The 11,879-nt window shown below is 47.2% G+C and carries 9 protein-coding genes and 1 pseudogene; 5 read left to right on the top strand and 5 right to left on the bottom strand.

What is annotated here, in order from left to right; genetic code table 11:
- Nucleotides 1-164 precede the first annotated feature (164 nt).
- The 4 genes from KJS52_RS17865 to ilvA all read right to left on the bottom strand — a co-directional run bounded on the left by KJS52_RS17865 (nt 165) and on the right by ilvA (nt 4,577).
- Nucleotides 165-689 carry a VOC family protein gene (locus KJS52_RS17865; protein WP_213517830.1) on the bottom strand — a complete coding sequence of 175 codons (525 nt, stop codon included), beginning with the start codon at nt 687-689 and terminating at the stop codon, nt 165-167.
- 93 nt (nt 690-782) lie between these two features.
- Nucleotides 783-1,751, bottom strand: a complete 969-nt coding sequence (locus tag KJS52_RS17860; protein WP_213517828.1) for a helix-turn-helix transcriptional regulator — start codon at nt 1,749-1,751, stop codon at nt 783-785.
- A 37-nt stretch (nt 1,752-1,788) separates the two neighbouring features.
- On the bottom strand, nt 1,789-2,352 hold the full coding sequence (locus tag KJS52_RS17855; protein ID WP_213517826.1) for a TVP38/TMEM64 family protein: 564 nt from the start codon (nt 2,350-2,352) through the stop codon (nt 1,789-1,791).
- A gap of 959 nt (nt 2,353-3,311) precedes the next feature.
- Nucleotides 3,312-4,577, bottom strand: a complete 1,266-nt coding sequence (ilvA, locus tag KJS52_RS17850) for a threonine ammonia-lyase IlvA (protein WP_213517824.1) — start codon at nt 4,575-4,577, stop codon at nt 3,312-3,314.
- A gap of 93 nt (nt 4,578-4,670) precedes the next feature.
- On the opposite strand from ilvA, the gene KJS52_RS17845 reads away from it, so the two are divergent.
- From KJS52_RS17845 to KJS52_RS17835, 3 genes are all read left to right on the top strand, one after another.
- Nucleotides 4,671-5,210, top strand: a complete 540-nt coding sequence (locus KJS52_RS17845) for a hypothetical protein (protein ID WP_213517822.1) — start codon at nt 4,671-4,673, stop codon at nt 5,208-5,210.
- 33 nt (nt 5,211-5,243) lie between these two features.
- On the top strand, nt 5,244-6,095 hold the full coding sequence (locus KJS52_RS17840) for a helix-turn-helix transcriptional regulator (protein WP_213517820.1): 852 nt from the start codon (nt 5,244-5,246) through the stop codon (nt 6,093-6,095).
- A 70-nt stretch (nt 6,096-6,165) separates the two neighbouring features.
- On the top strand, nt 6,166-6,837 hold the full coding sequence (locus KJS52_RS17835) for an SOS response-associated peptidase (RefSeq protein WP_213517818.1): 672 nt from the start codon (nt 6,166-6,168) through the stop codon (nt 6,835-6,837).
- Between the two features lie 433 nt (nt 6,838-7,270).
- Here KJS52_RS17835 and KJS52_RS17830 read toward each other — a convergent pair.
- Nucleotides 7,271-7,452 (bottom strand): annotated as a pseudogene (locus tag KJS52_RS17830) (GrpB family protein); the annotation flags it as partial.
- 557 nt (nt 7,453-8,009) lie between these two features.
- On the opposite strand from KJS52_RS17830, the gene KJS52_RS17825 reads away from it, so the two are divergent.
- The gene (locus KJS52_RS17825; RefSeq protein WP_213518274.1) at nt 8,010-9,899 is read left to right on the top strand and encodes an assimilatory sulfite reductase (NADPH) flavoprotein subunit; all 1,890 of its coding nucleotides are present in this window, start codon (nt 8,010-8,012) and stop codon (nt 9,897-9,899) included.
- A 93-nt stretch (nt 9,900-9,992) separates the two neighbouring features.
- Complete coding sequence (gene cysI / locus KJS52_RS17820) at nt 9,993-11,732, top strand: assimilatory sulfite reductase (NADPH) hemoprotein subunit (RefSeq protein WP_213517816.1); 1,740 nt, start codon at nt 9,993-9,995, stop codon at nt 11,730-11,732.
- Nucleotides 11,733-11,879: the final 147 nt, after the last annotated feature.

The following is an 11,879-nucleotide window of genomic DNA, read 5'->3' as shown; positions in this document are numbered from 1 at the left end:
GCGGCGAATATGTCACGCTACCGAAGGCTCCGGTGCTCACGTAGGTCCTATCTACGCTGCGCTCCTCGCCTTCTAGTATCGTGCCATCTTCTTGGACCTGAAAGCCCAATTTTTAAACTCTCATTGGAATGAGGTTGTTTAAAAATTGGACTTTGATGATAGTATTATTGTCCGCTGAAGCTTTTTGCCCATTCTTGTACTCTGCGGTTGCTTTCCTCTTGCGACAGGTCTTCGACTCTTGTCATAATGGACCATCTGATGCCAAATGGATCGAGGATGCTTCCATAGCGATCGCCTGAAACAAAATTAGCTATTGGTTCTCTTACTTTTGCGCCTTTTGCAACTGCGAGCTCAAAGGTTTGATCAACGCTTGGCACATAGATAGACAGGGAGTAGCAGGCGTTGTCTTCTGCAGGAGGCAAAACTAGTTTGTAGCTTGGATTAGCAGCGCCGAGCTGCAGTCGTCCATTGCCAAAATCGAGCTCGGCGTGAACGATAAGGCTCTGGCCCTGCTCGTCAGTAAATTCTGTTACATCGATTACTTCCGCACCGAATACCTCTTTGTAAAATTGAATCGCTTCTGCAGGCTGACTTACTACAATAAATGGGGTTAAAGTTGTAAAGCCGTTTGGTACCCCATTTTTTGTATATGTCCCATTAGCTCCTGTTGTTGGAATGTGCTCACTCATGCTATTTCCTCCTATTATTGAAATATGATTTAGCCCTAAGGACTGAGCTTATTATAGAACAGCTTCACTGACAGCTGCTGTCAGTGAAGTTGTCTAATTCTCATAATGTCGCTGTAAATTACTCGTAATTTCAACAAGCTTTTGCTTCAGGCTCTGAGGCTGAACTACTTTAATCGCTCGACCATATGATAATAAATAATAAGGAATATAAGTATGAATGGATTGCTCATCAAGCAAAAAGGTCGCATGGTTTGCTGTTCGCTCATGCAGAAAATGACCTAGATACCAATGTATGCACAAGTCATCTAAAGCCCCTTGTCTGCCTTCTATAATAACGGGCAGCATAGCTTGCTTGTCCTTGTCCGCAGTCTCGGACAGCAAGCGGCTTAAGAAAAATTCACGTGCGGAAAAATCGCGAGGACGCTTAAAGGATGTCTGTGTCGGAGTTATACTTACGATTCGTTCCAATCGAAAGCTGCGTATCTCTTCCCGCAGCTTGCAATAGCCAACCATATACCATTTATTATTCCAATAAATGATGCTGTAAGGATCAATTGTTCGTTTTTGAGCATGGTCTGTTTGCGGCTTCTGGTACTCAATTTCCACCGAGCGTTCATTCGCTACCGCCAGCTCAAGCTCAGCCAATCGTTTTTGTACATCAGGAGAAGTCGCGCGACTAATCACGTCCAGGCCTCCTGAATGATGATCGAGCAAATTGGCCTGTTCCGGATTGCTGTAAAGCGCGAGCTTGTCTATTGCCCGCTGCAGCGCGTCATTGAAAGGGTAGCCCGCTTCTTTGGCAAAGGTTGCTGCATGAACGAGCGCCTTTTGCTCCTCCAGATCAAAGGTGAGCGGCGCCTTGACAAAATTCCCTTGCAAGCTGTAGCCGCCATTATGCCCTGAGTCGGCAATAATCGGCACACCGCTAAGGCACAAAGAGTCGATATAGCGGTAAATGCTTCTAACATTCACCTCGAGCTTTTCAGCGAGCTGCTTTGCCGTTAATTTCTTGCCCGATGCTAGTAGCCATAGAATGGCCAGCATATGATCATTTTTAGACATGCCGCAACACCTTATCTACGATTTATTACTAATTCAATTACTTATTGTAGCGCTGCTCCAACTTTTTTCCGCCTAGCCACAATATGGCAATCCCTGCAACAGAAGCAACAATACGCCAAGGCTCTGAAAAGAGATTCGTAATATCGAAGCTGAGCAATGCGATAAACAGCACCATTACGGCTTTACCTAGCGCGACAGCTACCAGGAAGGAGCGGAAAGGCAGCTTGCTTAAAGCTGATACCAATGTAATTAGTACTGAAGGAGTAAAAGGGAAGCAGGATAATAGAAACAAAGGTGTAAAGCCTCTGCTCTCAATCCAGCCAAATATTTTTTCGACCGTAGCATAGCGCTTTTGCAGACGATCACGCAGCCTGTGTCCGTATTTTCTGCACAAGCCAAAGATTGCCGTTGCTCCTACCACAATTCCTATCCATGAAAATAAAATACCAAAGCCAAAGCCGTAAATGTTAACATTTGCTGCAATAATAACGATTAATGGCAAAAAGGGCAAAAACGCTTCGAGCAGCGGAACAAGGATACCCGGCAGCGGCCCCAGGCTGGATAAGTCTTTCAAAAACTGTTCGATTTGCTCTAATGACATGCAGTATTCTCTCCGTTCCTTATCTCTTTAAATTTATAATGCAGCGCTGCGGAGTAAAGCATCCTCAGCGCTCCGGAGTAAAGCACTCTCCAGTCGCTTTTTAAATCGTAATGCTCTTATTTGAAATTTAATGGTAGCATTACGATGTTAAAGGCAACCCACTTCGTTTTTCGGATGCTTTGCTCCTTCGCTGTAGCTTTTTTTGAGTGCAGGACCAAGAAGCTTGGACGCTAGTAGAAAACAAGGAGCGAAGCGTAGGCAAAAAGCTTTGTGAGCACCTCCAATGTTTCCACCGGAAACATACTTCGGAAGCATATGCCTTCGCTAGCGTTCAAGATTCGCCGTCGAATCCACTCCAACGAACTACCTCGTCATCAAAGTCGTGCTTTTAGAACTACCTCTTCCAATAGAAGTTTAAAAATTGGGCTTTCAGGACCAAGAAGATGAGACGATACTAGAATGCGAGGAGCGCAGCGTAGGCACTTACTACGTGAGCACCGGAGCCTTCGGTAGCGTGACATATTCGCCGTCGAATCCACTCCAATGCAATTACCTCGTCATCAAAGTCCAACTTTTTAAACCACCACTTCCAAATAGAAGTTTAAAAATTGGGCTTTCAGGACCAAGAAGATGGCACGATACTAGAAGGCGAGGAGCGCAGCGTAGGCAGAAGCTACGTGAGCACCGGAGCCTTCGGTAGCGTGACATATTCGCCGTCGAATCCACTCCAATGCAATTACCTCGTCATCAAAGTCCAACTTTTTAAACCACCTTCCAATAAGGTTCTAAAAGTTCGGCTTTCAGGACCAAGAAGATGAGACGATACTAGAAAACGAGGAGCGCAGCGTAGGCAAAAAGCTACGTGAGCACCGCAGTTTTCGGTAGCGTTTCATATTCGCCGTCGAATCCACTCCAATGCAATTACCTCGTCATCAAAGTCGTGCTTTTAGAACTACATCTCAGATGAGGATGTTGAATAGTACTGGATCTTTGTTTAACTCAACAACCGGATACCCTCTGCTGTTCATTCGCTCAATTAGCGCTGCATAATCCTCGCGGTATTTGAGCTCGATGCCGACGAGCGCCGGGCCGTTTTCTTTGTTTGATTTTTTTACATATTCGAAGCGGGTGATATCATCATTTGGCCCCAGCACCTGGACGAGAAATTCGCGCAATGCGCCAGCGCGCTGCGGGAAGCTGACCATAAAGTAATGCTTGTAGCCTTCATAGATTAAGGAACGTTCTTTAATTTCCTGCATCCGATCCACATCGTTGTTGCCGCCGCTTACGACGCAAACAACGGTTTTGCCTTGAATATGCTCGCGGTACTGCTCGAGCGCTGCAATCGGCAGCGCGCCAGCTGGCTCTGCGACAATAGCATTTTCATTGTAGAGATCAAGCATCGTGGTGCATACTTGTCCTTCGTTGACATGAATGACGTCGTCAAGCAGCTCCTTGCATATCGCAAAGGTTTGCTCACCTACTCGTTTTACAGCTGCACCGTCTACGAACTTATCAATTTGCGGCAAGGTTAGCACTTGATCATGATCCAGCGAGTAGCGCAGCGAGGCAGCGCCTTCGGGCTCCACGCCTATAACGGCGGTTTGAGGAGCGATGCTTTTCACATAGGAGCTAACACCGGCAGCGAGCCCGCCACCGCCTACAGTTACAAAAATATATTGCGGAGCCTGCTCAATATCGTTTAATATTTCTAAGCCAACTGTTCCGTTTCCAGCAATAATCATGCGGTCGTCAAAAGGATGAACAAACGTATAGCCGCTTGCTTCGCTTTCAGCAATCGCCTCATTATAAGCATCGTCAAAAGTATCGCCTTTTAGTATAATCTCGACGGAAGAGCCGCCAAAAAACTGCACCTGCTTCACCTTTTGATTAGGAGTCGTGCTAGGCATAAAAATTTTTCCCGGGATGCCGAGCGCCTGACAGGAATAGGCAACGCCCTGAGCGTGGTTTCCAGCGCTGGCGCATATAACGCCAGAAAGTGGACCGTTTTCCGACAGTGAACGTATCATATGATAAGCTCCACGAATTTTGAAGGAGCGAACGATTTGCAAGTCCTCGCGTTTAAGATAGACATTAGCGCCGTATCGTTCAGATAGGACGCGATTGTATTGCAAGGGAGTATGGGATATGACGTCTTTTAAATGCATATGAGCTTGTACGATTTCTTCAAGGCTTACCTTTACCTGGTCTTCTCCATTGTTCATAGACTGCATCTATCCTTTTCTTGTTTTAATATCTATCGCTACATATTAATAATAGTATATCATTGAAGAGATCACCAGTTTAGGAGAGATTTTATGAAAAAAAGATGGGTTTTGCTTCCGCTATCGTTCGTGCTCGTGCTTGCTCTGCTGATTGGTGGACTAATCATTTATATCGCACCGAGCAAGCAGTTGACGATGGATTATACGCCGATTAAGCTAGAGGACAAGCTGTTGGGGATGGTACGCAATTTAAGTACAGACCTCGTGCTGACTGAATCTGACATCAACGCGCTTTTGAAAGCAAATATGAACAGGCAGCCGCATAAGCAGCTGACGATTGAAGGAGCGCATTTTACACTGCAGGACAATATTTTATATGCTGATCTCAATGTGCTGCTCGCAGACCGCGTACCAGCCGAGCTGCATGCCAGCTATGTCGTAACCTGGCATGATCCCGAGCTCAAACTGCAGCCTGTCGGCTTAAAGGTAAAGGGCCTTACATTGCCTGTTTCATGGCTGAATGAAATTACATTTCCGATCTATGATGCAGATGAAACTTTAATCGTGATTGATCGTCTATATACACAAGGAAATGAATTGGTTATCAAGCTGAAGCTAAGCCTTTTTCGATAAATAAGTAAGAACAATGCCTGAGGAGAGAACATGTTGGAATCATCTTTATTGCTTACATTCAAGTCACCGCCGTTTCCTTATTTTATAGAATCAAACTCTCATACCTATAATATTGGCGAGGAGCATCCTAACCGCAACAATATTGGCCTTTTTGATATGATTTATGTGCGGGAGGGCTGTCTGTATCTTGCCGAGGGAGAGCATCGCTGGGAGCTGAATAAAGGCGAGGTGCTCATCCTTCGACCGGATGCCTGGCATTATTCCTACGCGCCCTGCAAGGCTCGTACAACCTTCGATTGGATTCATTTTCAAACTGCTGGTCCATGGGAGGAAATCGAAAGCTGTGACCAGGGAACGCTGCGCGGCGACTACTATACCTATGCGTTGCGCGTGCCGAAGCATCTTAAGCTGCAGGCGACCAAGGAGATGAAGCATATGCTTGAAGCGCTGCACGAGGCGGCTAGAAGCAGCTCGCATGGTGCGTTCTGGAATCGTCAGCAGCGGTTTCTCCATTTGCTGCAAATGCTCGATGAGGGCTGGAGAAGCGATACTGCGAAGGCTTCCGTTGTTGTTGCCGAGAAAGCAGCCGCATTTCTTAAGCGCAACTTTAGCCAGTCGATCAACAATCAAATGCTGAGCGAGGCGCTGGAGCTGCACATTAATTACATTACGCGCAGTATGAGTGAAGTATTTGACTGCACGCCGCAGCAATATTTGCTTTACTATCGCATTGATCAGGCGAAGCTGCTGCTCATAAAGACGGACTGGCCGATTTCGCAAATTGCGCTGGAAACAGGGTTTAAGCAGACCGCACACTTCTCGCGACTATTCGCCAATCAGGTTGGCCTGTCTCCTTTGCGCTATCGCAAAAAATTTACCCACTAGATGCATAATTTACCTCCGTGCTACAGAAACTGGAATGACTCAGTTGCTGAATAGTATAGGAGGTATTTTTATGATCGAACGGTTTTCGTTAAAGGCGGATGTATCCGATATTGTAGAGCAGTTCAAGGCTCGCAAGGTCATCCAGTCGACCAATCAGCGGTTTAATGTTGCGCCAACCTCGCATATTTCAATTGTGATGAATGATCGTCATCAGCAGCGGATTGTGCACGAAGCGAGATGGGGCATGTTTCCATTCTGGGCTAAAGATTCGATCAATACGACCAAGGCGGATATTCGACGCAAGCCATTTTTGCTGGAGCTGGCTCAACGCAACCGCTGCATCATTCCGTGCACAGGCTTCTATGGCGCAAAGCAAATCGGTCAGGAGCGAGATCCACGAGCGATGCACATCGTCATGACTGGCAAGCCACTGTTTGGCATCGCTGGCATCTTTGATCGCTTTCGCAATGCGCAAGGGAAGGAGTATCATGTTTTTACGATGCTAACCGAGGAAAATGTAGGACATATGTCAGATTGGCAGTCGACATTGCCAATTGTGCTGGATGAGGAAGGGATAGAAGCCTGGCTTAATCCGAAGGAGCGCAACTACGAATTTTTGCAAATGCATTTGCCAAGACTGGAAGGCTATCAGCTTCGCGCCTACCCTGTAACGAACGAGGTACATAATGATATGTACGACTCGCCAGAATGCATTCGTGAGCTGAAGATTGATTTTGCATAACGTAATAAAGCAGGTCAATAAACAACAGCTTGTCTGAACAATAAAAGTGATGGAACGATCACTTAAATGATTTAGGCAAGCTGTTTTTTGGCTTACTACAATGCTTGAATCAAGCCAGCAAACTACTTCTTACCGCCCTTGTTCGTTTTCTTAACAAAAAATATTAAATAAAGCAAAAAGACAGCAATTAACCCTCTTGATATGTGCAGAAACATAGGGCTTAACCTATAGCTTATAACATGAAAAATAACTAGCATAATCGCAACAGTAAAATTGAAAGCAACGCTGTTGATCTTCAAAATAATCCTCCCCTGTAAATCCATATAAAAGTTTTGGCTATGTTAAAATCCACCGTTACCCAGCTTCTTTAAATCTCACGTTAATCTATTTTCTAAACCAGGCAAGTGCAAGTTGCTCCATTTCCATCACAAACGGGGTTATTAATTTCATAGAAATGGATGTGGTGAGTTCTGTTCTCTCCACCTTTGCGGAATAATCTTCTTCCTGGGATGCCCCATTCTCCAGCAACATCATAAATATAGTTTTCAGAAAATGAGCTTCCTCATGAAAAAGCCTAACCCAATCCTCACTAAATTCACTTAACCTAACCTTCATAAAACCCTCCTCACCTCCAATCAAAGTCCTATTTTTAAACAACCACTTCCAATGAGAGTTTAAAAATAGGGCTTTCAGGACCAAGAAGATGGCACGATACTAGAAGGCGAGGAGCGCAGCGTAGATAAGACCTACGTGAGCACCGGAGCCTTCGGTAGCGTGACATATTCGCCGCCGAATCGGCTACAGAGAGTTACCTCGTCATCAAAGTCCTGTTATTAAACATCCACTTCAAATCGAAGTTTAAAAATAGGGCTTTCAGGACCAAGAAGCTTGGACGCTAGTAGAAAACGAGGAGCGCAGCGTAGATAGACCTACGTGAGCACCGCAGTTTTCGCTAGCGTTCAAGATTCGCCGTCGAATAAGCTACAGAGAAGCTGCCTCGTCATCAAAGTCCGATTTTTAAACAACCTCTATAAGGATTATAAACAAATACCTTCAATAATTCTTATAACAAACTGCGTTGACCCCTCGCAAGCAATATGGTAATTTTAATGATAGACTAAATCAGAGTAATATGATAGGAATTAATTCATAATGCATGCGGGGTGTATAGTTTGCAATTATTAGTAACGAATAGTCCGTTCTCGGAGGAGCAGCTGCAGCATTTAAATGCGCTACTGCCAACGTTGACAGAAGCACAAATTCATTGGTTGAGCGGATATTTAGCTTTTTACCGCAACGAGAATACGCAAGGGGCGACGCTGCAGGCTTTGCCTGTCGCTGAGCAAGCAATAGGAGCAAATTCTGGTATCGCTACAGTTTCTGGTATAGCAGCAGTTCCTAACGTAGCAGCAGTTCAAGTGCCGAAGGAAGCCACGATTTTGTTTGGCTCGCAAACAGGCAATGCACAGCGTCTGGCTGGTCGTTTGGCTGATCGATTGAAGGCGGATGGCTTTGATGTCACGCTGTCTGCAATGAACAAGTTCAAAACGAACGAGCTGAAAAAGGCTGTGCATCTTTTTGTGCTTGTCAGCACGCACGGTGAAGGAGATCCGCCTGATAATGCGATATCCTTCTATGAATTTTTACATGGCAAACGTGCACCTGAGCTGAAGCATTTGAAATATTCCGTATTGGCTCTCGGTGATACTTCTTATGAGTTTTTCTGCAAAACTGGTCAGGATTTTGACCAGCGCCTTGAAGAGCTTGGCGCAGAACGGCTCGTCGGGCGAGTCGATTGTGATGTGGATTATGAAGAAGCGGCGAGCGGCTGGATTCAAGCTGTTGCTGACAAGCTGAGCAGTGCAAGCGCAGCTGCAGCTCAACCGCTGCAAGCGGCAGCAGCGGCTGCCGCAGCGACTACTGAAGCGCCTTCAGCAGCAGTTGTTTATACACGCAATAAGCCTTTTCAGGCTGAAGTAATAGAAAGCATTAATCTGAATGGCAGAGGCTCCGATCGTGAGACACGCCATCTTGAGCTGTCGCTGGAAGGCTCAGGCATTGCTTATGAGCCGGGTGATGCGCTAGGCATTGTGCCGCATAACGATCCGCAGCTCGTTGCAGAGCTGATCGAGACGCTTGGCTGGAAGGCAAGCGAGCAGGTGACGACCAAGGAAGGCGATGTGCTGACGATTGAAGAAGCGCTGACGACGCAGTACGAGATTACGGTGCTTTCCAAAACGCTGCTGGAAAAGTTTGCGCCTTTCTCGAAAAATGAGCAGTTTAATCAGCTGCTGACTGATAGCGCCAAATTAAGAGAGTACGCTAAAGGGCGCGATTTGCTAGATTTGCTCAATGATTACGGTCCATTTACATGGCAGCCGAGTGATGTTGTAAATGTGCTGCGCAAAATTCCTGCCAGACTTTATTCGATTGCGAGCAGCATCAAGGCGCATCCGGATGAGGTGCATCTGACGATTCGCAAGGTGCAGTATGAGTCGCATGGACGCGAGCGCAACGGCGTTTGCTCTGTTTATGTATCCGAGCGCCTTGAGGTTGGCGATAAAGTATCTGTTTTTGTACAGTCCAATCCGAACTTCAAGCTGCCAGCAAGTGACGAAACGCCAATTATTATGGTTGGACCGGGCACCGGGGTTGCACCTTTCCGCGCCTTTATGGAGGAGCGCGAGGAAGCGGGAGCTAGCGGCAAGTCCTGGCTGTTCTTCGGAGATCGCCACTATGTGACGGACTTCCTGTACCAGACGGACTGGCAGCGCATGCTGAATGATGGCGTATTGACCAAGCTTGAGGTTGCGTTCTCGCGCGATACAGAGCAGAAGGTATACGTTCAGCATCGCTTGCTGGAGCATGCCGCTGAGCTTTACGCATGGCTGGAGGAAGGCGCGCACATCTATATTTGCGGCGATGAGAAGCATATGGCGCATGATGTGCACAAGGCATTGCTGCAAATTGTGAAGGAGCAGCGCAATGTAAGCGAGGAAGCAGCTGCGGCTTACTTGAATGAATTGCAGGACGCTGGCCGCTATCAGCGAGATGTTTATTAATCGTATGGCTGATGGTGCTGCTGCCAGTTCAGATAGAGGATTTACATTAGCATAGCAGGACAGGATCGACGGAGCTATGGGAGGGGTTTGGCGATGACAAGCAAAAAGAAGGTTGAGCCAATCGGCGGAAAACCGAGTGATGTTGAAGATTTGAAGGTAGCAAGTAATTATTTGCGCGGCTCGCTTGCCGAGCAATTGCATAACCGCGTTACGGGCGGGTTGTCTGAGCTGGACAATCGCCTGTTGAAATTCCACGGCAGCTATATGCAGGATGACCGCGATTTGCGCAAGGAGCGCGAGAAGCAAAAGCTGGAGCCTGCATTCCAGTTTATGCTGCGCGTCGTTACGCCTGGTGGTGTCGCTACGCCGGAGCAATGGCTTGTTATTGACGAGCTTGCGCAAAAATACGGCAACGGCACCATTCGGGTAACAACTCGCCAAGCGTTTCAATTGCACGGCGTGCTGAAATGGAATCTGAAGCAAACAATCAAAGGCATTAACGATACACTGCTGACAACGTTGGCAGCATGCGGCGACGTTAGCCGCAACGTGATGTGCAATCCTAATCCTTTGCAATCAAAGGTGCATGAGGAGGTATATCACTGGTCGAAGGAGCTGACCAAGCATTTGGCGCCGCGTACGCCGGCTTATCATGAGATTTGGCTGGATGGAGAGAAGCTGGAAAATCCGTATAAGCCATATAGCGAGCCGGCTGATCCGGTAGAGCCGATTTATGGGCATGTCTATTTGCCGCGTAAATTTAAAATCGGAATCGCGGTTCCGCCTTCTAATGATATTGATGTATACTCGCAGGATTTGGGCTTTATTGCCGTTGTCGAGAAGGATCAGCTTGTTGGCTTCAATGTGACAGTAGGCGGCGGCATGGGGATGACCCACGGCGACACGAATACGTATCCGCAGCTCGGCAAAGTGATCGGCTTTATTACGCCGGACAAAACGCTTGAGCTGGCTGAAAAGGTCGTTACGATTCAGCGTGATTACGGCAACCGTTCTGTCCGTAAAAACGCGCGCTTCAAATATACGATTGACCGTCATGGGCTCGATTGGTTTAAGGAAGAGCTGCAGGATCGTTTGGGCTGGGAGCTGGCGCCAGCGCGTGAATTTGCCTTTGAAAGCTCTGGCGACCGTTATGGCTGGGCGAAAAACTATGACGGCACATGGAACGTGACGCTGTTTGTGCGCAGCGGACGGATCGCTGACACTGAGCAAGAGCAGCTCATGACCGGCTTGCGTGAAATTGCCAAAGTGTTAAAGGGAGATTTCCGTTTAACGGCTAACCAAAATGTGATGATCGGCAATATCCCTGCCAAGCAAAAAGCAGCGATCAACAAGCTGCTGAAAAAGTATAACATTTCAATCGGAGAAGAGCTGTCAGGCTTGCGCCGCAATGCGCTGTCCTGTGTAGCGCTGCCGACCTGCGGTCTTGCAATGGCTGAGGCAGAGCGCTACTTGCCAACGCTGCTTGACAAGCTGGAGCCGATTTTGGAGAAATATGGTTTGCGCGACAGTGAAATCAACGTGCGCATGACGGGCTGCCCGAACGGCTGCGCACGTCCTGCATTAGGCGAAATTTCCTTTATCGGTAAATCGCCCGGCAAGTACAATATGTATTTGGGTGCGGGCTTTGCGGGTGAGCGTCTGAACAAAATGTATAAAGAAAACATTGGCGAAGAGGAAATTATTGCGACGCTGGAGCCGATCATTGAGCATTACGCGAAAGATCGCAAAAAAGGCGAGCATTTTGGAGACTTTGTTATCCGTGCCGGCTATATTAAAGCGACAACTGACGGCACTAACTTCCACAGCGCGTAGCTGCAAGCTCGGCATCTCGGCATAGTATAGAATTGTTCATAAAGTAACCATTTCATGCAGGCATGGACTCGATCAGGTATCGAGCCCATGCCTTTTTATTATGCCATTGGTTGGGCAGAGAGCTGCACGGTTTCCAGGCATGAGATG

Origin of the sequence: Paenibacillus montaniterrae (assembly GCF_018403185.1) — a bacterium.
Taxonomy (GTDB): Bacteria; Bacillota; Bacilli; order Paenibacillales; family Paenibacillaceae; genus Pristimantibacillus; species Pristimantibacillus montaniterrae.
Note: the sequence above shows the minus strand (reverse complement) of the source record. Positions and strands in the feature narration are given on the sequence as shown.